Source organism: Schwartzia succinivorans DSM 10502, assembly GCF_900129225.1.
GTDB classification, from domain to species: Bacteria; Bacillota; Negativicutes; order Selenomonadales; family Selenomonadaceae; genus Schwartzia; species Schwartzia succinivorans.
This window is the reverse complement of the sequence record NZ_FQUG01000010.1, coordinates 16,510-39,037: the sequence shown is the minus strand read 5'-3', so window position 1 is coordinate 39,037 and position 22,528 is coordinate 16,510. Positions and strand designations below refer to the sequence as shown.

18 protein-coding genes and 1 tRNA gene are annotated in these 22,528 nt (G+C 47.1%); 7 read left to right on the top strand and 12 right to left on the bottom strand.

Going from position 1 to position 22,528, the window contains the following annotated elements; genetic code table 11:
• Window positions 1-64: 64 nt before the first annotated feature.
• The 3 genes from BUA83_RS10835 to BUA83_RS10825 all read right to left on the bottom strand — a co-directional run bounded on the left by BUA83_RS10835 (window position 65) and on the right by BUA83_RS10825 (window position 3,857).
• Entirely contained in the window at window positions 65-2,596 is a 2,532-nt protein-coding gene (locus tag BUA83_RS10835; protein ID WP_072936307.1) for a heavy metal translocating P-type ATPase, read from the bottom strand.
• Window positions 2,597-2,622: 26 nt separating this feature from the next.
• On the bottom strand, window positions 2,623-2,976 hold the full coding sequence (locus BUA83_RS10830; protein ID WP_234988329.1) for a metal-sensing transcriptional repressor: 354 nt from the start codon (window positions 2,974-2,976) through the stop codon (window positions 2,623-2,625).
• 146 nt (window positions 2,977-3,122) lie between these two features.
• Window positions 3,123-3,857, bottom strand: a complete 735-nt coding sequence (locus BUA83_RS10825; protein WP_072936306.1) for a hypothetical protein — start codon at window positions 3,855-3,857, stop codon at window positions 3,123-3,125.
• A gap of 127 nt (window positions 3,858-3,984) precedes the next feature.
• Between BUA83_RS10825 and BUA83_RS10820 the strand changes: the two genes are divergently transcribed.
• From BUA83_RS10820 to BUA83_RS10810, 3 genes are all read left to right on the top strand, one after another.
• Window positions 3,985-5,112, top strand: a complete 1,128-nt coding sequence (locus BUA83_RS10820; RefSeq protein ID WP_072936305.1) for a hypothetical protein — start codon at window positions 3,985-3,987, stop codon at window positions 5,110-5,112.
• A gap of 24 nt (window positions 5,113-5,136) precedes the next feature.
• Window positions 5,137-5,568 (top strand): Fur family transcriptional regulator, encoded by a 432-nt coding sequence (locus BUA83_RS10815; protein ID WP_072936304.1) that lies wholly within the window; start codon window positions 5,137-5,139, stop codon window positions 5,566-5,568.
• Window positions 5,569-5,707: 139 nt separating this feature from the next.
• On the top strand, window positions 5,708-6,613 hold the full coding sequence (locus BUA83_RS10810; RefSeq protein ID WP_072936303.1) for a metal ABC transporter substrate-binding protein: 906 nt from the start codon (window positions 5,708-5,710) through the stop codon (window positions 6,611-6,613).
• 73 nt (window positions 6,614-6,686) lie between these two features.
• On the opposite strand, the gene BUA83_RS10805 is transcribed toward BUA83_RS10810, so the two are convergent.
• Window positions 6,687-7,043, bottom strand: coding sequence for an HU family DNA-binding protein (locus tag BUA83_RS10805; RefSeq protein WP_094756610.1), 357 nt, complete (start codon window positions 7,041-7,043; stop codon window positions 6,687-6,689).
• A 257-nt stretch (window positions 7,044-7,300) separates the two neighbouring features.
• Between BUA83_RS10805 and trpB the strand changes: the two genes are divergently transcribed.
• Complete coding sequence (trpB, locus tag BUA83_RS10800) at window positions 7,301-8,524, top strand: tryptophan synthase subunit beta (protein WP_072936302.1); 1,224 nt, start codon at window positions 7,301-7,303, stop codon at window positions 8,522-8,524.
• Window positions 8,525-8,593: 69 nt separating this feature from the next.
• Here the strand turns inward: trpB and BUA83_RS10795 are convergent, their stop codons facing one another.
• From BUA83_RS10795 to BUA83_RS10785, 3 genes are all read right to left on the bottom strand, one after another.
• The gene (locus BUA83_RS10795; RefSeq protein ID WP_072936301.1) at window positions 8,594-9,268 is read right to left on the bottom strand and encodes an alpha/beta hydrolase; all 675 of its coding nucleotides are present in this window, start codon (window positions 9,266-9,268) and stop codon (window positions 8,594-8,596) included.
• Between the two features lie 144 nt (window positions 9,269-9,412).
• Window positions 9,413-9,488 (bottom strand) — tRNA-Thr (locus BUA83_RS10790).
• A gap of 65 nt (window positions 9,489-9,553) precedes the next feature.
• Entirely contained in the window at window positions 9,554-10,858 is a 1,305-nt protein-coding gene (locus BUA83_RS10785) for a dicarboxylate/amino acid:cation symporter (protein ID WP_234988328.1), read from the bottom strand.
• A gap of 259 nt (window positions 10,859-11,117) precedes the next feature.
• Here BUA83_RS10785 and BUA83_RS10780 point away from each other — a divergent pair, with 259 nt between their 5' ends.
• A complete protein-coding gene (locus BUA83_RS10780) occupies window positions 11,118-13,037 on the top strand; it encodes an EAL domain-containing protein (protein WP_072936299.1) in 1,920 nt (639 codons plus the stop codon).
• A 73-nt stretch (window positions 13,038-13,110) separates the two neighbouring features.
• On the opposite strand, the gene BUA83_RS10775 is transcribed toward BUA83_RS10780, so the two are convergent.
• Window positions 13,111-15,162 (bottom strand): M13 family metallopeptidase, encoded by a 2,052-nt coding sequence (locus BUA83_RS10775; RefSeq protein ID WP_094756609.1) that lies wholly within the window; start codon window positions 15,160-15,162, stop codon window positions 13,111-13,113.
• Between the two features lie 208 nt (window positions 15,163-15,370).
• On the opposite strand from BUA83_RS10775, the gene BUA83_RS10770 reads away from it, so the two are divergent.
• Together BUA83_RS10770 and BUA83_RS10765 are read left to right on the top strand one after the other, a co-directional pair.
• Window positions 15,371-18,097, top strand: a complete 2,727-nt coding sequence (locus BUA83_RS10770) for an ATP-binding protein (protein ID WP_159430514.1) — start codon at window positions 15,371-15,373, stop codon at window positions 18,095-18,097.
• A gap of 108 nt (window positions 18,098-18,205) precedes the next feature.
• Window positions 18,206-18,994, top strand: a complete 789-nt coding sequence (locus BUA83_RS10765; protein WP_072936296.1) for a sulfite exporter TauE/SafE family protein — start codon at window positions 18,206-18,208, stop codon at window positions 18,992-18,994.
• 66 nt (window positions 18,995-19,060) lie between these two features.
• Here the strand turns inward: BUA83_RS10765 and BUA83_RS10760 are convergent, their stop codons facing one another.
• The 4 genes from BUA83_RS10760 to BUA83_RS10745 form a co-directional block, all read right to left on the bottom strand.
• Window positions 19,061-20,416, bottom strand: a complete 1,356-nt coding sequence (locus BUA83_RS10760; protein WP_200796060.1) for an MATE family efflux transporter — start codon at window positions 20,414-20,416, stop codon at window positions 19,061-19,063.
• Window positions 20,417-20,518: 102 nt separating this feature from the next.
• Entirely contained in the window at window positions 20,519-20,713 is a 195-nt protein-coding gene (locus tag BUA83_RS10755) for a hypothetical protein (RefSeq protein ID WP_072936295.1), read from the bottom strand.
• Between the two features lie 171 nt (window positions 20,714-20,884).
• Complete coding sequence (locus BUA83_RS10750) at window positions 20,885-21,163, bottom strand: metal-sensing transcriptional repressor (protein WP_327288672.1); 279 nt, start codon at window positions 21,161-21,163, stop codon at window positions 20,885-20,887.
• Window positions 21,164-21,208: 45 nt separating this feature from the next.
• On the bottom strand, window positions 21,209-22,504 hold the full coding sequence (locus tag BUA83_RS10745; RefSeq protein WP_072936294.1) for an S-layer homology domain-containing protein: 1,296 nt from the start codon (window positions 22,502-22,504) through the stop codon (window positions 21,209-21,211).
• Between the last annotated feature and the right edge of the window lie 24 nt (window positions 22,505-22,528).

Below are 22,528 nucleotides of genomic sequence, written 5' to 3'. Positions count from 1 at the left end.
AACCCCTATGGCTTATCATCAGGCCATAGGGGTTATTTTTCTGCAATTTTCGAAGCAGGCTTCCTTATTCAATTCCGAGAACCTTATAGTCCTGGTCCTCAACAGCCTTACGCAGAACATCGTCAGCAACAGCCTCCGTCATTGTAACGGTTGCTTTGCATGCTTCGTGGTCAGCAACAGCCTCCGTAACACCCGGCAGTGCTTCAAGAGCCTTTTTGACCCGTGCCTCGCAATGTCCGCAGGACATGCCTTCAATCTTCATCGTTTTTACCATAGTATGCACCTCCTTTTCTTCATGCTTCTGTATAGCAGCGGGGCTATTTTTTATCCCGTCAGCGTCATATAGATTGAAAAAATTCAGTCGAAGCGCGTTCATAACAACAGATACGCTTGAAAGACTCATAGCCGCCGCGCCGAACATCGGTGTCAGCGACCATCCGAAAACAGGTATCCATACACCTGCCGCAAGCGGAATCCCCACAACATTATAGAAAAACGCCCAGAAGAGATTTTCCTTTATGTTTTTCAGTGTTGCACGGCTCAGACGAATTGCGGCAGGAACATCCGACAGACGGCTTTTCATGATAACCACATCTGCGGCATCAATGGCAATATCCGTTCCCGCGCCTACCGCTATACCAACATCGGCACGTGTCAGCGCAGGCGCGTCATTTATACCGTCACCTACCATAGCGACTCTTCCCGACTCCTGCAGACGGCGTATAACAGCCTCTTTTCCGTCAGGCAGCACGTCGGCAATAACCTCGTCAACTCCTGCCTCCCTGCCAACAGCCTCTGCAGTTCTTCGGTTGTCTCCGGTGAGCATCACTACTCTGATGCCCATTTTTTTCAGACTGGCTATCGCCTCACGGCTGTCTTCCTTCAAAACATCCGCCACGGCAATCATACCCAAAAGCTTTTCGCCTTTTATGAAAAACAGCGGTGTTTTTCCTTCATCTGCAAAGCGGTCAGCAGCTTCAAGCATTTCTTTGGAAAGCTCTGCAACGGAAGAAATAAATTTTCTGCTTCCTCCGATGAGTCTTACTCCATTCACATGCGCTTCAACGCCATTTCCTGAAACCGCCCTGAAATCCTCGGCCTCCGGCGCAGAAATTCTCTCCTGCTCCGCACGCAGCATTACTGCCTTTGCCAAAGGGTGCTCGCTCTTTGCTTCAAGCGCTGCAGCCGTCTCCAAAAGCTCTCTTTCACTCACCCCGTCTACGGGAAAAATATCCGTCACCTGCGGCTCTCCGCGCGTAATTGTTCCCGTCTTATCCAGAGCAGCAATCTCTACACGTCCTGCCAGCTCCACAGCCTCTGATGTCTTGAAAAGAATACCGTTCTTTGCGGCTCTGCCTGTACCTGCCATAATGGCAACAGGTGTCGCAAGTCCCAACGCGCAGGGGCAGCTTATCACAAGCACCGCAATGCCGTGAGATACCGCAGATGTCATATCTGCGCCAAGCCACAGCCAGACGGCAGTGGTCAAAGCCGCCGCTGCAATGACAATAGGAACAAAGACGCCCGAGACACGGTCTGCCATTTTTGCTATAGGTGCCTTTGTGGCCGCCGCATCGCTTACAAGCTTTATAATCTGCGCAAGCGTTGTATCTGCGCCTACACGGTCAGCACGACATTTCAAAAAACCTGACTGATTTAACGTTGCCGAGGATACCGAATCTCCTGCGGTTTTATCAACAGGAAGACTCTCACCTGTAAGCGCCGCTTCATTGACAGCGCTGGTTCCCTCTATAACAGTTCCGTCAACAGGAATCGTCTCTCCCGGACGTACGACAAATATATCCCCAATCGCAACCTCCTGCACAGGAACAGTAACTTCCTCATCTCCGCGGATTACAACGGCAGTCTTTGGCGCAAGGCTCATAAGACTTTTCAGGGCATCAGTGGTCTTCCCCTTGGAGCGTGCCTCAAGCATCTTTCCTATCGTGATAAGGGTAACTATCATTGCCGCCGACTCGAAGTAAAATCCATCCATAAACTGTGCTGCCGCCAAAGCTCCGCCTATAAGCGCCGCATCTGTCATCAAAAGCAGCGTCAGCACACTGTATATAAACGCAGAAAACGAGCCAAGCGCAACCAGTGTATCCATATTTGGCGCTCCGCCAAGAAGACTCTTTCCTCCGCTTATGAAAAATTTCTGATTTATTACCATGATTATTCCTGAGAGCAGCATCTCAACTACTCCGACAGCCGCAAAATTTCCCTCAAAAAACTTAGGAAGCGGAAGTCCGAGCATCCCGTGCCCCATTGAAACATACATGAGTGCCACAAGAAATCCCAGCGAATAAATCAATCTCTTCTTCAGCATCGGAGTTTCATGGTCCTTCAGCGACTCCTCCTGCTCCGCAAAGGCCCCGCCGTCATGTGCCTTCGGCTCACCCTTCACTGACGCGCCGTAGCCCGCCGCCTCAACTGCCGCAATTACATCAACATCAGACGCTGTTCCCTCTACTCCCATGGAATTCGTCAGAAGACTGACAGCGCAGGAAGATACCCCCGGCACTTTGCTTACAGCCTTCTCAACACGGTTCGAGCATGCAGCGCAGCTCATTCCCGTGACATTATATTGCTTCATATATTTTTCACCTTCTCATATACCCCTTATTTCATAAATTTCTCAAGGAGTTTTACAAGTTCATCTACAGTTTCATCCTTACCTGCCCGAATGTCCTCTGAAACGCAGGAACGGATATGATTTGCCAAAAGCTCGCGATTAAAAGCGTGAACCGCCGCAGTAACCGCAGCAGACTGTACGAGAATGTCAGGACAGTAAGCATTTTTTTCTACCATTCCCCTGATACCGCGAATCTGGCCCTCTATACGATTCAGACGATTTATAAGCTTTTTATATTCACCCGATGACCGCACCTTAATTCGCGCGCAGTGAGAGCATACTGCCCCTTCTGAAGCTGCTTCGGTATCTTTAATTTTTTTCGATTTCATTTCATCTTGCATTGTAAGCACCTCTTGTTTAGCATAATATACCCCCATGCGGTATTTGTCAAGTACCCCTATAGGGTATTTATTTTTCAAAAACAAAAGCAGCTCTGCCAAGCCGTATGCTTAGCAAAGCTGCCTTTATCTATATAGATGTGCGTATTTCAAAAACCAAAGCCAGCCATATTCTGCTGCATAAGATACATCCAGTATGCCGCCGACGCACTTACCTGATTCATGCGGTTCTCTCCGCTCATCTGCATGGCTTCTTCCGTTTTGTCCATGCTGCCGAATGCCTTTGCCAGTGAATTGTGGAGTCTTATTTTCTGCTGAGCCAGCTGTGCCGTCAGCATTAGATTCTGCGTCATCTGTGATGCCCGCTTCATCCAGAAGCTGCTTGAGGAATTTTTCCTTCCCTTTGTCATAGTCATTGCGTTGAACAGCGCCTGACTTTCCTTTCCCCAGCTCTCAGCTCTGTAATCTTCACGCTTCTGCCCATATTTGAGCATTACATAGCTTCCCCCGGTAAGTGATGCTGTTCGATTTTGAGTTGCCAGCGCCGAGCGTATTGAGTCCAGCACCCACTGCTCATACATAGCATCCTTCTGCATTGCCCGAAAACCGCCGTCCGTTATTTCAATGGATACCGTATCATTGGCACGGCTGTCGTCCAGCTTCATGGCATTTACCCGGTCACTGATATATTCCTTGTATTCATCAAAGGTCATCTCCGATGTATCCTTTGACACATTCGCAGACTTTCCTGCAGCTTTCTGTATCGCCGCAAGTATCTCTTTATATGATGCCGTTCCATCCGCTGCAGCCCTCGACGCGTTTTCCAGAGCCGAGAGCATATTCACGGACCGCATCGTCGGATCTATGAATATCGTATTACGCATCACGCCGCCGCCCTTCTTTTTTATCTACCTTTATATCGTAAAATTTAACAAAAAAATTAATCCAATAACCATCGAACATGCTACAATAGGAGAAAATGACTTCACATAAATCAAGGGAGGATTTATTATGCTTAAACTCAAAAAACTTATTGCCGGCGCGCTGATTTCCGCTTCTCTCGCCTCACCGCTGCCCGTATACGCCGCTGAGGATGCTGCACCTGAAGCGCCTGCCGCCGCTGCAGTTGTCACAGAATCTGCAGATGCTCTCGATGCAGCTTCCTACCTTAAGCTGGTTCAGCAAAAAAGCTCAGAATCTCCTACGCAGAATCTTGACATGACCTGTACAGTAAACTCCGCTATCGGAAATGCTGTCGCAAATTTCAAACTGGCATGTATATTATCCTCCCCGGTTCAGCCCACAAAGGAAGGACTTCGCTCAAAAGTTATTGACGCAAAAACGGTCGAGCAGATAAACGCCGAATCAAAAAACAGTTCTAACCTGAATCCGTTTGAAAACCTCGGGGACAATGTCCTCTTCATGGAAGGAGACATGAACCTTTCCATCAATTCCCCACTGACCAACAACCATAATATAAAAGATCACTACTACTCAAAGATGGACAAAAACAGCTATGACAGATATAAATATGATGAAAAGCAGAAAAAATGGATTCACAATCAGATAAAAGCAGAGGAACTTAAGGCAGGAATGGGAAAATTCCTCGAAAACGGAGCCGCAAACGCCGATATTTTATCTGCACTCGTAAACCCTGTTGTAGAGGAAGGTCCGTCTACAGATACTGTACGTTCCCTCATTGTAACAACCAACCTCAACGATTTTTGGAAAGCCGTCTCAAAGATGTCGCCAAATGTACCGGCATTTGAAATCGATGACCCGGAGGCTGCAACTCTTTCCATACAGATAGATGTTGACCGCAAAACAATGAAGATTTTACGTGAATCCGGTGACTTCACGAACACCATGCGCTACGTGGCACACGCCTTATTGAATAAATCCAAAACCATGAATGAAATGCAGAAAAATATGTTTGGTGCACTCATAAATACGGCGACAGCTCAGTTTGAAGTAAAAATCAGCGAAATTGGTGCGGAGCAGTATGTCCTGATTCCAAAGAAGGCAATTGAAACGCCTGCTGTCCCCTTCCCAAAACCGAAAAAAGACAGTAAGGACAAAACAAATGAGAATGCAGCAGGAGCCCCAACGGATGCTTCTGACACGAATACAGAAAAGTAAACCTGTACCGGAGGGTGCGGCAAATTGGAAAACATACTTGAAAAACTCCGACAAAAAGGCTATAAGATAACTCCCCAGCGGCGTGCGGTACTGGACGCGTTTCAGGCCTTTGAAACATTCCCTACTGCGCAGCAGCTTTTAACAGCGGTAAGAAAAACACATCCCGATGTATCACTTGATACAATTTACCGCAATCTTGCCCTGCTTACAGAGCTTGGGGCTGTTCACGAAATCCGCCGCTCATCGGGGAATGTATATGAGCTGGCAACCGGCGGGCATCACCATCATCATCTGGTATGCACCAAATGCGGCAAAACAGAATGCATTGATATGTGCCCGATTTCAGATGCGTACACTAAGGAAGCCGAAAAAAAGGGATTTCTTATCACCGGACACATCTTCGAATTTTACGGTTTGTGCAGCGATTGCCGCAAAAAAGAAAATAATAATCGATAGTACTGCATTCTAAAAAGGAGCAGCCCATTGAAAATTTATTTCATGGTGCTGCTCCTTCTTGATATCTTTTATCATTTGTGCTATCCTTCTAAATAGTAATTTTCTTATTTAGTTATTTTATTATTAGGAGGTAGTATCATTGAAACATTCCCTGAAAATTCTCTTCGTCCTTCTCTCCCTATGTGCCCTCATTGCAGGCTGCGGAACGCAGAGCAGCAATACCGCCAAAAAAGACGGATTCCGTATTGTGACATCATTTTATCCGATGTACATAGATGCGATCAACATAACAAAAGGGATCGACGGTGTTTCCGTTACAAACATGACAAAACCTCAAACTGGCTGTCTCCATGATTATCAGCTCACAACCGAGGATATGAAAACCCTTGAAAAAGCCGATGCATTTATTGTAAACGGCGCTGGTATGGAGAGCTTTCTTGATAAGGTCATCAAGGCTCAGAAAAATCTTAAGCTGATAGATGCGTCAAAAGAGAATATTGACTTCATTGTTGAAAACGGTGAACCAAATCCCCATGTCTGGCTCAGTGTAACAGCAAACATAGAGCAGGTAAAAAATATCACGGCACAGCTGAAGACCGCAGACCCGAAGCATGCGGATGCATATCAGAAAAATTCAGATGAGTATATCAAAAAGCTGGAGGCTATCAAAAAAGAAATGCACGCAGCTCTTGATACAGTCCCCAACAAGGACATCGTTACATTCCACGAAGCCTTCCCGTACTTCGCAAAAGAATTTAACCTGAAAATCATAGGAGTAATTGAGCGTGAACCGGGGACAGAGCCGACTCCCGATGAACTCAAAACCACTATAGCACAGGTAAATACTCTGAAGGCAAAGGTTCTTTTCACAGAACCGCAGTACTCCCCTAATGTCGCAAAAACAATAGCCAGGGAAACAGGAGCGGAAATTTTCACACTAGACCCTGTCGTAACCGGCGAATCTAACGAAAAAGCCATTGACGCATACATCAAAACAATGCGTCAGAACATGGAAACACTCAAAAAAGCTCTCGGAACTAAATAAAAGGACACAAAAAGACCGGTCGGAAAACCGACCGGTCTTTTTGCATCACCCTGCAATCAGGGAAAATATCAAATTAGAATTTGATGCTGGAACGGAATGTGAAAGCATCAGATGCTTTGATTTGGATGGCTGCACCCGTCTGTGGGTTGCGGCCTGTGCGTGCAGCACGGTGGGTCTGTTTGAATGTACCGAAGCCAACGAGGCGTACTTCTCCGCCCTTGCCGACTTTCTCCACAACCGTCGCAAGAACAGCATCAAGAACGGCCTTCGTATCCTTTTTGGAGATAGCGCCTTCCAGCTTCTCTGCAACTGCATCAACGAGCATGCCTTTGTTGACGACCTTTTTGTCATCAGCCTTCGGAGCTGCTTTCGGTGCAGCCTTTGCTACGACTGCCTGCTTTGCTGCTTTTTTCTTGTTTTTCTTTGACATAGTGATACATCCTCCTCTGTCTTATAGATAGAATTTGACATCTACGCGTATTATATTCGCGATAAATTCAATTTTTCCTTCTTTTTTAAAAAAATAATTTTAAATTATTCAATTTTTTATTTTCGGAAGTCCAAATATATCTGGAATAAAAAATATCTTAATTTTTCTGACAAAGAAGGATTTTTCTTTTCCCTCATAAGTGTTAAAATGTAAACTAGTGAAAATTACATTACTATACACAACTAGGAGGAACCTGCATGGATTTTTCAAGATACCTGAAAGAATACCCTGATGCCGAAGGCCGATTCGGCAAGTTCGGAGGAGCCTATCTTCCGGAAAAACTCGTCCCTGCGTTCAAGCAGATAACTGATGACTATCTCACCATCTGCCACTCTTCGCAGTTTATACAGGAGCTTCGCCGCATCAGAAAGGAATTCCAGGGGCGTCCTACACCTGTATATCACTGTGAACGCCTGTCCAGAATGATTGGACACTGCCAGATTTATCTCAAACGTGAGGATTTGAATCACACAGGCGCCCATAAGCTCAACCACTGCATGGGCGAAGGACTTTTGGCAAAATTCATGGGCAAAAAACGCATCATTGCCGAGACCGGGGCTGGTCAGCATGGTGTCGCGCTGGCTACGGCAGCCGCTTATTTCGGCCTTGAATGTACTATCTACATGGGCGAGGTTGACATAGCAAAACAGGCCCCAAATGTTGCCCGCATGAAGGTTCTCGGCGCAAATGTAGTTCCTGTCACCTTCGGTCTCAAAACACTTAAGGAAGCAGTTGACGCTGCATTTGAGGATTACCTCGAAAATTACAAGGACACAATCTACTGCATCGGCTCCGCAGTAGGACCGCACCCATTCCCAATGATGGTCCGCGACTTCCAGATGGTCGTCGGATATGAGGCACGTGAACAGTTCCAGGATATGATGGGCTTCCTCCCGGATGTCGTAACCGCATGCGTCGGCGGCGGCTCCAACTCCATCGGCATGTTTGAAGCCTTCCTGAACGACCCTGTTGAAATCGTCGGTATCGAGCCTCTCGGACGCGGCAAAACAATGGGCGATCACGCAGCATCCATGAGCTACGGTTCTGAGGGCGTAATGCACGGCTTCAACAGCATCATGCTGAAGGATGAAAAGGGCGAGCCGGCTCCGGTTTATTCCATTGCCAGCGGTCTTGACTATCCGTCAGTCGGACCTGAGCACGCCTTCCTCCGTGACTGCGGCCGCGTAAAATACGATGTAGCAAGCGATGAAGAGGCCGTCGATGCATTCTTCAAGCTCTCACGCTACGAGGGCATCATTCCTGCTCTGGAAAGCTCTCACGCCGTCGCATACGCGATGCGCCGTGCAAAGGAAATGGGCACAGGCTCAATCCTTGTAAACCTCAGCGGACGCGGAGATAAGGACCTGGACTACGTAATAGAAAAATACGGCTACGGCGAAAAATACAAAGACTTCAAATAATCTCATACAGCAATCAAGCCGCCTGTCAAATGCAAAAGCATCTGACAGGCGGCTTTCTTTACTTCCGGCTCAATTGCCAATCATCCACGCAATCCCCTTTGCCATGCGCAGCGGCGCATCCTTAAAATGATTGCCGGGATTCAGTTCAAACGTACTCCTTATTCCCAATTCATTACACATCTTATTGAGCATCCGCGTATTATCCTCTACAACACGAAGCATGCTGCTGCGTACCCTGGCTTCCTTATCCCCCAAAGAAAAATACACACAGTCAGGCTTCACTGTCATTTTGTTATTAAGCGCAAACTCCAAAAAATCAGGAAACCAAAAAGAACCTGATGCACTGGCGGCACGTGAAAAAACATCCGTCCTATAAAGAGCGTAGACAGCAAACAAACCCGCAAGGGAATATCCTGCCAGTGCAGTATACGACGGCTTCATCAAAAGCTGCCCAAGAATCTCAGGCAAAATTTCCTTGGTCAGTGTGTCAAGATATACATCAGCCTCACCTGTACACGGAGCTCCTCCCTTATAAACCGGCGAACATTTCCATGGAGACATTTCAGCCTCCCATCGGATTCCACCCACTGCCGCAAGCGAAAACTCCACATCAGTAATCTTTTTTACTGCCGCGTAAACACTTTCCCCATCGTCCTCAAATGTATTAAGAATCACCAGCGGAGCGTTTTCCTTTTCAGCGGGAAAAATCTTAACTGCTTTCCCTGCCGCCTCTATCAGCTTCATTTCCAATTCACCTCATAACGCCAACAGAACCTCACCTGGCAATAATATTACCATAGATGATAAACAACGGGTAAATAGTGGTTAGTAAAATGGTTAGTAAGGCATCAAAAAAGGCTTCCGATTTCTCGGAAGCCTTGATTTCACTGGAGCTGATGGTAGGATTTGAACCTATGACCTGCTCATTACGAATGAGCTGCTCTACCAACTGAGCTACATCAGCACATGTCAGCACGTCAACTGACAAAAAATATTATAACGGACGGGGCATTGTCTGTCAACACTTTTTTACCCAACCGCTTCAATTTCATCTCCGCTGTCCTCAAGCTTTCCTTCGAGGTCATGATCGGTCATGGCACATACGCAGGAATCTGACCAGACGTTTTCTGCTGTTTCAATCATATCAATAATCGTATATATCGGCAGAATTATGCCCATGATGCCGAGAGGAGCTCCGACAGATGACATGAGCGAAAGCGTAAGGAAGTAGCAGCCCATAGGAACGCCTGCATTGCCGATAGCCGCAAACACCGCAATAAATAGCCATGTAATCATTGTTCCCATGGATAATTCAAATCCCGCGTTCTGCATCAAGAACAACGATGTAACGAGTATAAACGCCGCACAGCCGTTCATATTTATTGTCGTGCAAATTGGAAGAACAAAGCGGGAAACAGCTTTTTTCGCCTTCAGGTTATTTTCTGCAGATGCCAGCGTAACAGGAAGCGTAGCCGCTGAACTCTTGGTGAAAAGAGCCACTGCCAGCGCCGGAGACATGGCCTTGAATACCTTGAGGGGATTCAGGCCGCGCAGAAGAAGGAATATTGGAAGAACAATAAACGCCTGAATAAAATTGCCTCCCATGACGACAGCAACATATTTGCCAAGTGTGCCGACTATAACACCTGCGGAAATCTGTGCCGCGAGCTGCCCCGCAAATGCCACGATACCCACCGGCAGTGCATAAAGAAGCGCGCGTATGAGAGTGAAGAGAAGCTCCTGCGCTCCCATGATTACCTTCAAAAGCGCATCACGGTTCTCACTTTTGGGCATGAATGCAAGTCCCAGGCCAACCATTGCCGCGATAATCAGCACAGAAAGCACGTTGCCTGCAATGAAAGGCTGCAGAAGGTTGTTCGGTATTACTGATAAAAAGTGGTCATAATAGGACAGCTTCCCGAGATTCTGCGGTACATTTGCCGCGCCCGCGCCAACCGCATCAGCAGGGAGATTTCCCGGAGCAATCCACAGATAAAGACCAAGCCCGACTGCTGCCGCCGCAATTGTCGTAAGCATCGTATATGTGACTGCATGCGCAAAAATACGGCCTGTTTCCCGTTTTGCTCCCAGCATTGAAAGCGTTGTGATTACAGCAAGTGCTATTGTCGGTACAGCAATGAACTGGAACAGCCGCGTGAATACTGACGCCACAAAATTAAACAAAGCGTCAAGTGCCGGAATCTGCTGCCATCCGAGAACTGCTCCCACTATGAGAGCCGCAATCCAAATCACAAATTGCTTTCCGTTTCCTTTGTGTTCTTTCATAGCCTTTTCGGCTGCTTCCTCAACATTGACCTTCCGATTTTCTGCCACTTGCCTCATTCCCCCTTGCGGTTCTATCCGCTCTTATAATACATATAATCATACTAGCATTCAAAAAAAGATTCAAGTATTCTTTCGTTTTCAGACAATAATATATATTGTCTTCGATTCTTCAACAAATTTTCCTCAAATATTTCTATTTGGTACACTCCCTTGCAATAGGTGCCATTTCCCTGTAATATGAAGATGTAGATTTATTTACATTACAAATTTGTTCCTGTTGTTATCTGCGCGGGGCGGTGAATTTTACATGCACTACATTTATGAATACGAGCTGGCTTCGTTTGTTATAATGCTTGCTCTTTTGCTCCATATTAGGTCTCAGCGGCAGGTTGCTACGCGTCCTCTGCGCTTTTTCCTCTATTTTCTTGTTACTGCTCTTGCTGAGGCAGGGCTGAATGTCGTTGCCAGTGTTGCAATCAATGCAGGAACAAGCACTCCCCGTCTTTTCATCGACGGTGTCAATCTTACATTCTTCATTGTTGAGGCGCTGTGCCGTCTGTTCTTCTTTCTTTATATATGCGCGCTGTGCGGCGTACATAGAAAAACCAGTCCCATAGCTTTTTTCACGGGAGTCATCCCTGCCATACTGCTTCTGCTTTTTATTCTCTCAAATCCCTGGACTCATTTTATTTACCATCTTGATTCTCACAATGCTTATATTCTCGGTCCGTATGCGTCTGTTGAGTTTGCTTCATACTGCTATTACCTCATACTCACATTTGCCGTAGCATATTATTACCGCGACCGGCTGCAGATGCGGCACATATACATCATTGCGGAATTTACTCTGCTTTCAATCATTGCCGTCATAATCGAGTATCTCTACCGCCCGCTGCTTTTGACAAGCTCCGTGAATGCCCTTGTTCTTTTGAACATTTACGGCGCAATGCAGGACCCTAAAATTTATCAGGAAATGGTCACAGGCTTCGGAAACTGGCGGGCCTTCAGTATGCGGATTATGCAGCTGATAAGGAAAAATAAACCCTTTGGAGTCATCTGCATAGACCTTAATACCAACCGCTCACTGTTTAATGTCATAGAGTATTCAGCACTGATTCACCTTGAGGAAAGCATAAGCAACTGGATTTCTGATCATATACAGGAAAACGCTCAGGCGTATTATCTTTCTGTGCAGCGCTGCTTCTTTCTTGTCACTGCTCCTGAGCATCTTTCCGGAATTTCAAAGGAAATATCTGCACGTTTCTCACGTCCATGGACGGTACAGAATTCTCCGGTAACACTTTCCGCCAATATTTTTGTTGAGTCTTATCCGGAAAATTTCTCCACCTTTGAAGGCCTCTGCGGCATCGTTCACGCACTGAGACTCGACAACAAAATATCCAACGGCTGTATTCTCTGGCCTGATGACCCCAGCCAGAAAATATATCGGCGTTCGCTTCATATAAGAAAGGTTCTTGAGGCTGCCATCGAAAACGATACTGTAGAGGTATACTACCAACCGATAGTCGATGTCTCCGACGGACGGCCATGTATGCTTGAAGCCCTCGCCCGTCTCCGTGACAACGACGGCAGCTTCATTCCTCCGGACCAGTTCATCACGATTGCCGAGCAGAGCGGTCTCATATACCGCCTGCAGCAGTGCATTCTCGATAAAATCTGCATTTTCTGCCGTGACAAGCTTACGGCTCTGCCGCAAAATCCCATAGACAGGGTTCACGTGAACCTTTCCGTACTTGAGTGCATGCAGCCTGATATGGCCGACAGGATTCTCAACACCATTGAGCGCAACGGTCTTCCGCCAAAGCTTTTCAGCCTTGAGCTGACCGAGCGCATGGCACTTGTTACACCTGAGCTCATGAAGCATCACATGTCCGTGCTGACTAATCGCGGTGTTTCCTTCTCTCTTGACGATTACGGTACAGGCAACGCGAACATATCGTATATTATCGAGTACAATTTCGACACAATAAAATTCGACCGTTCACTCATGCATGCTTTCTTTACCAATGAAAAGGCACACCATATAATAGGCCGTGAATTTCTCATAATTAAGGATTTGGGGCTTAATGTTATCGCCGAGGGCATCGAAACAGAGGAAGAAATGCTCACCCTGAAGGAACATCATATCCAGTTCATCCAGGGCTATTACTACAGCCGTCCAATTCCGCCCGATGAATGCATTGCATATCTTGAAAAATTTTCATAAAAAACCGGCGCACATTTTCACTCACGTGCACCGGTTTTTTCTTATCCTTTTTCTGCAGCATTATCAAAAACATCTACCAGAGACCCACACGGTCTTCAGGCCCGACGTACATACAATCGCCCTTTTCCACATCAAAAGCTCTATAAAATGCATCAGTTGCACTCATGACCGCATCAATGCGCACATGTGGAAGTGCATGCACTCCGCCTGACTTTCGTCTTAATGCTACGGTGCCGGCTTTTGCCCGCCAGCATACGGCAGCCTTAGTATAGAGCCGCCTTAAATCATCAGTTTTTTCGCCCGCAAGCTCCGTTACTACTGAGATTCCCCCAAGGTCTGCGATATTCTCGGTAACCGTCTGTTCCCCGTTCGTCCTCTGCCCGTCTTCCGAAACATAGCGGCTGTAATATTCTGAAATCCTGCAAATTTTCTCCCTGTACGCTTTTTCATCTTCATCAGTCCACCATCTGCGCCGACATCCATCAGCATCAAACTGCGCTCCGACAGTGTCAAAGGAATGACTCATTTCGTGAGCCATTATTAACCCTATTCCGCCAAGCTTTTCAATACGGTCATACTTTTTGTCATAAAAGGGCTTTTGCAAAAGAGCCTCAGGTATTATTACCGCATTTTCCGACGGACGATAGTAAGCGTTGACTGTCTGTGGGAGAAAGCTTTCCTCAGTACCGTCACACTCCGAAAAAAGCTGCGCCCCTGCCGCCTTAGCCTTTGCTTTGTAAAGAGCGAGAACGTTATCTATAAGGACACCTCCGTCCCTCGGGTGTTTAAAGGTGAAGGAATCAATGTGCAGTGGCCATTTTTCAGGTGCTCCGATTTTCACCCTCATGCTGTCAAGCTTGACCTTTGCGTACTCCTTTGCCTCTCCGCTCATCCAGTCCGATGAATCAATTTTCCTGCGGTATGCCGACTTTATTTCCTCCGCCAGCATCATGATATCCTGCTTCATCTCATCGTCTTCAAAAAGGAGCGCGTACTGCCGTCCGTAAAGCTCAGGAATGATATGCTCCGCCTTATGCTGCATTTTCGCGCTCTTTTCTGTCGGAGAAGTCCTGTAAAAATCCCTTCTGAAACTCTCAGCTTCCCGCTCATATGCAGGAGTAAGAACATCCTCAAAGGCATCCAATATATAAACCAACGCATAATCCTTCAAAACAGGAAGATTTTCCTGAACAAGAAATTCATCTGCCGCCTGAAGCACCTCAGGTTCTTTTACATCTACAGTATGGTTATCCTCCGCACCGCCAATTCCTGCTGCCTCAAGAACCGGCATAAGTTCTATATGAGTATATACTTCCGAAAGCTCTGCCGCACTCATTCGCACCCTTCTGAAAGAATCTTCTCCAATCAGTGCTGCATTCCTTGCATCCGCAAGCCTTCTTTGCATTGAAATAATTTTTCCTGCACTCTCTTTGGCCCTTTCTTCATCCCTTCCATAAAGCTTCAGAAGTCCGGCTGCATGCTCCTCCGCAAGCTTTATCCTGCTTTCATCCGCATTATTACTGTAAAGTTCATCTTCATACCTGAGCTGAGGCACACCCCACACAGGAACATAAATTTTCCCCTCCTGCCAATCACGCTCGACGTCAAAACCTCCGAACCATGCCGTAAATCTGTATGTACCCATAATGCTTCCCAGCCGCTCCGCATATTCCTGCACCGTCTCCGCAGAGTCTATAGCCTCAAACACCTCTGACAGCTCGCCGTACCCTGCCTTCTCACGTCCTGACTCATCGTTTAAGCAGGCATAAAGAGCAGAAATACGTGAAAAATCCGTATTTTTCTCCGGCTCAAGGGATGCCGCCGTAGTTATTCCGCCAAGCACAAGCTCTGCTTTATCCTCCATCGGGCAGAACATATCCCGGTACTCTCCCTCGGACAAATTAAAGCTTCGGATCCATTCGTAGTTTACAGAAAGATAAAAATCATCCTGAGGGCGTGGAGCCTTTTCCGTGCGCTCCGCGGAAATATCTGCAAAAAAATCTCCGGGTACGGCAGATACAGGGGCCGTACCAAAGAGGAACGCCGCTGAAAAAGCTGCAAAGCTGTATTTTATTTTTTTCAGCACCATCATCAACGCAAATCCCTCCGCTGCAAAATTCTTCATCTAATTGTATCACGCATATGCAGGAATTATGATAAATAAGTCGAATATTTTACTTTAGGGTATATGACTTTATTTTCATTTTAGATACACATACATTCGCTTCGTTTTATGCTTTACTGCAGGCAAGGATGTGACTCATATGCGCAGAATTACGGCAGCCCTATTCGCATTTATTATTCTCTGCCTCTCACCCATGGCGGCATCAGCAATGGGTGAATCGATAAACGTCGGCTTCGTTTCCACTCCCGGCTTTTCCTATTACAAATTAAACGGTCAGATGGCAGGCTACGCCATCGCATGGTTTTCAGAAATCGCGAAGCAGACAAACTGGACATGTACCTACATCCCATTTCATTCCTACAGTGAAATGATTGAAGCCCTGCGCGCAGGAACAATAGACACAGCACTTGGCTTCGGTACTCCTGACCACTCAGATAAATCAATCCGCTACTCCATACTGAGTGAGGAGCCTCTGGCTCTCTATTCACCCCCGGCATCGGAGCGTTTTTTCTATGAAGACTACGAACACTTCAACAAAAGCCGCATCGCCGTTCTTGAAGGCTCCGACGAAGAAAAATCGCTGACACTTTACGCTGAACAGGGCGGTTTTTCCTTTGTGCCCGTTTACTGCAGCACCAGACGGCAGGTTTTTCAGGCAATGGATACAGGTGATGCTGACCTTGCGCTTTCCAGTCTCTTTTATGGAACACCCGATTACCGCATCGTCGGATATCTGGGGCAGGACGCATCCTGGATTGCATCATCTGTGGACAGACATGACAATTTCAACACAGAGCTTTCTGCCTATATTCTCCTGACAAAGCGTCAGACTGCCCCTGAAAATTTCCCGCCGCGCCCTGATCTCACCATAGGGACATATCACAGCCGCACCTTCACTCATCCCACCCTCACCCGTGATGAGCTTCAGTGGGTAAAAAATCATCCCACCATGGCAATCGGCTACTATGAAAGACCTCCCTTCATGTACACTGACCCGGCCACCGGCGAACCTGCAGGAATTGCCATCGACCTTTTCAAGCAGGCTTCATTGCATTTAGGCATTGAATTCACCTTTGAGAAAAACGCCGACTCAATGCCCCCCGCCCAATATGTGAACTCACCAGATTCACCTGACGCAATCCTCGGAATGCGCTATCTGAAAAACCGTACAGACCTTGAAGGCATGCAGCTCACCAAGCCCTATATCTCCAGCGCCTTCGGCTTCGTCGGCCGCCGAGACCGCACCTACGCCATGACTGAGTGGCTTACGGTAGCCATTCCCGCATTTTCCAACGGCACGCGGCAATTCATAAGAACGAACTATCCATCCTTTGAACCCATTGATTTTCAGACGCAGGATGAATGCCTTGAAGCAGTTCGAGACGGAAAAACAGACCTTGCGATAATGGATATATACACAAGCAGCTTCATGCTGAGCCGTTACCGCTACAGCGACCTTATGCCCATTTCCGCCACAATAACACCTCAGGAATACTGTCTCGGAGTATCAGATAAGCTGGATCCCGTTTTCGTATCAATAATAAACAAAACACTTCTCACAATCCCAATAGATATTCGTCAGGACATCATACTGAAGAACACGAGAAATACCCACTGGACTCCTGAGTTCATAGACTATCTTTACAAATACCGTCTTGCATTTGTGATAATAGCGATTCTTTTAATACTTCTCGTCCACATGGTATTTTCGGATTACTTCACGCGGTACAGAAACATGCAGGTTCTTCAGCAGAAAAATGCCGAGCTCACAGATGCAATCGCCCAGATTGAATTCGCGAACCAGTCAAAGAGCCGTTTCCTCGCCCGCATGAGTCATGAGCTCAGGACTCCGATGAACGCTATTCTCGGCTTCACCAACATTTCCCTTGAGCGCCCTGACGACAAGAACATTGTCACCGGCTATCTCAAAAAAATAAAAATGTCCTCCCAGGCACTTTTATCAATAATAAACGACATACTTGACATGTCCGCCATTGAGAGCAACAAGCTTGCCATAAAGGATGCGCCCTTTACCCTGTCGGAGTCTGTCTCAACGGTACGCGAAATGTATATGCCCCAGTGCGAGCTGAAAAAAATCACCTACGAGGTCGTCTGTGACACACAGGATGATGAATTCCGAGGGGATCAGAACCGCATCAACCAGATTCTTCTTAATCTCATTTCAAATGCCGTAAAATTCACACCGGAAAACGGAACAATCCGCGTAGAATTTCATGAAAAGGACATAAAGGATAATGACGCCGTTCTTGTCTTTATCGTAAAAGACACCGGCATCGGCATGACAAAGGAGTTCAGGAGCCGTCTGTTCAGACCATTTGAACAGGCATCCGCTGAAATCTTTCAAAAATACGGTGGAAGCGGTCTCGGTCTTTCCATCACCAAAAACCTCACCGAGCTGATGCATGGAAAAATCAATCTGGAAACAGCGCCTAACAGCGGTTCAACATTTACAATCGAAATCCCCGTGAAACGTGTGCCTCATCAAAAAAAGAGCGAGCTGAACACTCCGGAGCGCCACAACTTCACGGGTTCACGCATACTAATAGCCGAGGACAACGCGCTTAACCTTGAGATTGCAACAATGCTTCTCACAGACGTAGGCATTGAGGTCACACCCGCCACCGACGGACAGATTGTAATAGACAAATTCACCGCCTCCAGTGAGGGAACCTTTGACCTTATTCTCATGGACATACAAATGCCTGTTCATAACGGCTATGAAGCTGCGGAGGAAATCCGCAGGTCCTCTCATCCTCAGGCGAAAACCATTCCTATCGTCGCAATGACGGCAAATGCCTTCGATGAGGACGTCAAGCATGCCCGTGCCTCCGGCATGAACGATCATCTTGCCAAGCCAATCGACGTCACAAAGCTCTACAACACGCTGGCAAGATACCTTCATTCGCATACATAATATGGCAAATATTCATAAATAGGCAGGGTTGTCATAGACAAACCCTGCCTATTGGCATATAATACCATCAATATGTTGTCCGAAATTTTTCAAAAAGGATGAACGTTTATGGAATACGCGATTTTTCTTCTTCTCGGGATAGGAGTCGGCACTTTCGGCACCCTTGTGGGTATCGGAGGCGGACTCATTCTGGTTCCATTTTTTATATTCTTCATGTCTGCGGGCTGCATATACCCGTACTTTCACGAAGCTTCACAGATTGTCGGCACTTCTCTCTTTGTAGTATTCACCAATGCGCTTTCGGGAACCATCGCATACATACGCCAGCAGCGTGTCTTTTATCACGCTGCCGTCCCGTTCGCGCTTGCTACCCTTCCGGGTGCATTTCTCGGCTCCTACGCAGCCGACCGATTCACCGATGAATCCCTTGACTTTTATTACGGCTGCTTTCTTTTGTGTATGGCATCCCTTATGTACTGGAACAACACCCGTAAAAAGGGCAATAACACATCAACAGAAATTCCCCCAGGATTCAAATACAACCGTCCTCTGGGCATTGTCTGTTCCGGCGGTGTTGGCTTCATAGCCAGCATGTTCGGCATAGGAGGAGGTATCATCCATGTTCCTCTCATGGTCTATGTGCTGGGCTTCCCTGCTCACATTGCCACTGCCACCTCCCAATTTGTTCTCGCAGTCTCCTCATTGGTCGGACTCATATCCCACACCATTCTCGGTCATGTCGTCTGGCTTCCTGCCATCTGCATAGGCATCGGAGCTGCTGTGGGGGCGCAGCTCGGAGCGAAAATCTCAAAGCAGACAAAACCAAGAACTATCCTTTTGCTTCTCTCCTTCGCGGTATTTATCGTAGCAGTAAGACTCATATACATGGGAATGTAAAAAATATATACAAAAAAATGGTTCAGAAGAAATTTCATCTTCTGAACCATTTTAATTTACAAAACCTTATCCAAGTTTTTTCTCCATTTCCTCATGTATACGATTGTGCAGTCTGCGTAAAAGCACCGTCGCACATGTTCCTCTCGTCGTCTGGTCGATTGCAAGAGCCATCCAGCAGCCTATGAGCCCGAAGCCCAAAGGATACGTCAAAAGCCATGTGATAATCGGACGCAGAATCGTAACCGAGATAAAGGAATACGCAGCCACCGAAGCCGTCTGTCCGCTGGCACGCAGGATACTTGCACAAGTGATTGCATGACCTTCAGGGAACGAAACAAAGGCACGTATAATAAGAACAACCGCCGCAAGTTCGATACCTCTTCCGTCAGGCATGAACAAAAGATACAGCTCATCATGGAAAAGAATCGTAAGCACACAGGATATAGCAGAGAAAATAAACGTCAGCTTAACACCAACATTTCTGTAGGTATGCCACTCATTGACATCCTTCTTGCCACAGGCCTGTCCTGCGAGAACCATGCTTGCCTTACCGGGGCCCTGCGCGAAATCATAGTAAATATCCGCGATATTCATACAGATACTGTGAACCGCAAAAGGAACAGTACCGAGGCCTGCCGCAATGCGTGTAAAAAGAACCATGCCCGCACGCTCACAGCCCTGTTCGCTGAAGACACTCAGGTAAACAGGCATAAAGGACTTCCAGCGCTCACGGGTTGGAAACCATCTGCACTCCTTCCTCCAGGCGAAGAATTCTTCCTTCTTCATCTCTGCACATGTCATAGCTATCGTCGAAAGTGTACCGATGACTGTGCCAAGAGCAGCACCCGCAACGCCCATAGCAGGAAAAGGCCCGATACCAAAAATCAGGAAGAAATTCGCGGCAATATTCACACCGTTTCCGATGAGATTCGTCCGCATGATTTCCGTCGTTTTTCCAAAGCCAAGCTGTATCGCCTGCAAAACATAAGTAACAGACGAAATATATGCCGCCGCTGTCGCAATATTTGCGTACTCCATAGCAAGGCTTATATAATCAGGCTCAGCTCCCATAAGCGTCAGAATATCCTGCAGGAAGTACCAGAACACAAGATGCAGCACCATAAAGAAGGCACAGCTCACACCCAGCATCTGCTTCAAAAGATCCGCCGCCTCTATACGTTCTCCCCGCCCCGCATACCGCGAAGCCAAAAGCGTCAGCGCAGCTGCTGCAGAACGCGAGAAGCAGAAAAGCACAAGCCGCGGCTGCATAAAGATAGACACCGCCGCTATTGCCTCCGCACCGAGCGTACCTACCATTATCATGTCCGCCGATGCCAAAAGAATCATACACAGGCTCTCGACGGATGCAGGCATCGCTATTTTCAAATACTTTTTGTCATGACAATCAAAACCGATGGTCACTTCATCCCTCCTAGCCCACTCACATATACTCCGAATAAATATAATACCAACAAAAAACTCCTGCCGCAACAATGCAGCAGGAGTCTGTTTGTCTTGGACAGATTAACTGTACGTCTTCTCTCCGGTCACCTTTTCGAGGAGCTGTCTGCATGTCTCGCAGAGCTCTTCCCCGTCATGGCAGTGTGCCTGATGGCACTCCATACATTCATGTTCCGTATGGATGTGCATAGGAGTAACACGCGCAATCTCTTGGCCTGAGTCCGCCCAATCCATAAACTTTGTCCACATATTCCGCATACACTCCCCTCCAGATTATCTTTACAATGTAATTATATACCTATCGGGGTATACCCGTCAATACCCCCTATAGGGGGATGGGTATTCCATATTGGAATTATGCTGCACATTTAGAAAGCACTGATTTAATGAAACATAAATCAGTGCTTCCATTTACTTACATTATTCTAATCAATTCATGTTGGCAAACCGTTCTACTGCTTTTGTAAAGTTTGCAATTGTCTGATCCGGATCGCCGTGCTCAATGCCATCACGGACGCAGTGGCGAATATGTCCTTCAAGGATTACCTGCCCTGCCCTGTGCAGTGCAGATTTTGCGGCATTAATCTGAGATAAGATATCCTCACAGGGAATGTCCTCCTCGATCATACGGTCAACAGCCTGAACCTGTCCGACAATCTTACGAAGGCGGCGGTGGAGGTTGTCTTCATCCATGCATTGTTTCAACACAAATCACCTTTCCTTTACCGTAGTCCGGTTTGTTTAGTTTTTAAATTAGAAGAAGCAAGCGATACGTGTCCAGATTGTTTTTGCTTTCGTGCTGGAATCATTAGCTCCCATGTCTTTGCCCCAGAAGTAAGAACCTTTCCACTGAATGTTCGGAGCCAGCGTGTAAACGAAACCAAGTTCTACACCTTTCTGATCTACTCCGATGCAATCGTACGTCGGAACAATAACTGCGCCTGCACCGACGTGACGGTATGCAGCATAGATGCCGTAGGAGCCTGCCTTTTTCTTGTTAGCGCCCTTGTAGTCAATCTGAACGTTCCAAGCTTTGTTGCGATCGTTGTTGACAGCATCAGCATTGGAGCCTGCATAAGCACCGCTGAGCTTCCAGTTCTTGTCGAAGCGGTAGCCAAGACCTACTTCCCAGATATGGAGGGAATCCTTACGGAAATTTGCAGCATTGCTGAGGAGCTCTTTATTCTTTACATTATTGTAGGATGCACCCCAGCTGAATTTCTGACCGTTATCACTGTAGATTTCAATTGCCTGCCAGCTGACAGTACCGCCACCCTGCGTGTAATCAATCATACCATTACGACCTTTATGATCAACGCGGGAAACAAGAAGGCTCGCCTTTACATCCTTGCCGAATACAACACGTCCGCCGGCGAGGTTGTCATCATACATCATCTGGCCGTCGATGCTTGTCCAGTGAGCGAATTTACCGAGAGTAATCTGCGTGTTGCCGTATGTACCCTGTGCATAAGCGCGCTGAGCTTCTATATAACTTGTGCCAGTTTTCTCTCCACCTGCATTTTTAGCATCATTCATGTCCGTAGCAATTTCGATACGTCCACCTGCTGTCCAATGATTGTTGATTGTCATTGTCGGGTCAAGACGGAGGCGAATATAGTTCTTATTCTTTCTCCAAGACGGATCAGCATCATGACGTGCGCTCTTATAGTCATAGCGCAATTCGCCTGTCCACTTAACATTATCTACTTTTTTCTCGAGATTTGCAACACGTACGCCGAGAGCATTGAGCTCATCAGCGAACTCAGCAGCCAGCTTGTCAATCATAGCCTTGTCTGCAGCAGATACACCGCTCTTTGCCATAGCGCGTGCAACCATCTGAGCCATCTCATAACGGGTGATTTCCTGATCACCGCGGTATGTGCCGTCGCCGTAACCTTCGATTACGCCGTCAGCTGCCAGCTGAGCAACAGCATCATAAGCCCAATGGTCTGCAGCAACATCCTCGAACGGATTTGCAGCAGCAAAGCCTGTTGTGCCTGCAGCCGTAATAGCCGTAGCCATAGCAGCTGCTGTGAAAAACTTCTTCATTACAAAATTCCCCCTAAAAAAATA

Excerpts from the sequence above, each read along its gene's own strand:
- BUA83_RS10835 (WP_072936307.1), bottom strand. The coding sequence starts at position 2,596 with ATGAAGCAATATAATGTCACGGGAATGAGCTGCGCTGCATGCTCGAAC.
- BUA83_RS10830 (WP_234988329.1), bottom strand. The coding sequence starts at position 2,976 with ATGCAAGATGAAATGAAATCGAAAAAAATTAAAGATACCGAAGCAGCT.
- BUA83_RS10825 (WP_072936306.1), bottom strand. The coding sequence starts at position 3,857 with ATGCGTAATACGATATTCATAGATCCGACGATGCGGTCCGTGAATATG.
- BUA83_RS10820 (WP_072936305.1), top strand. The coding sequence starts at position 3,985 with ATGCTTAAACTCAAAAAACTTATTGCCGGCGCGCTGATTTCCGCTTCT.
- BUA83_RS10805 (WP_094756610.1), bottom strand. The coding sequence starts at position 7,043 with ATGTCAAAGAAAAACAAGAAAAAAGCAGCAAAGCAGGCAGTCGTAGCA.
- trpB (WP_072936302.1), top strand. The coding sequence starts at position 7,301 with ATGGATTTTTCAAGATACCTGAAAGAATACCCTGATGCCGAAGGCCGA.
- BUA83_RS10795 (WP_072936301.1), bottom strand. The coding sequence starts at position 9,268 with ATGAAGCTGATAGAGGCGGCAGGGAAAGCAGTTAAGATTTTTCCCGCT.
- BUA83_RS10780 (WP_072936299.1), top strand. The coding sequence starts at position 11,118 with ATGCACTACATTTATGAATACGAGCTGGCTTCGTTTGTTATAATGCTT.
- BUA83_RS10775 (WP_094756609.1), bottom strand. The coding sequence starts at position 15,162 with ATGAAGAATTTTGCAGCGGAGGGATTTGCGTTGATGATGGTGCTGAAA.
- BUA83_RS10770 (WP_159430514.1), top strand. The coding sequence starts at position 15,371 with ATGGGTGAATCGATAAACGTCGGCTTCGTTTCCACTCCCGGCTTTTCC.
- BUA83_RS10765 (WP_072936296.1), top strand. The coding sequence starts at position 18,206 with ATGGAATACGCGATTTTTCTTCTTCTCGGGATAGGAGTCGGCACTTTC.
- BUA83_RS10755 (WP_072936295.1), bottom strand. The coding sequence starts at position 20,713 with ATGCGGAATATGTGGACAAAGTTTATGGATTGGGCGGACTCAGGCCAA.
- BUA83_RS10745 (WP_072936294.1), bottom strand. The coding sequence starts at position 22,504 with ATGAAGAAGTTTTTCACAGCAGCTGCTATGGCTACGGCTATTACGGCT.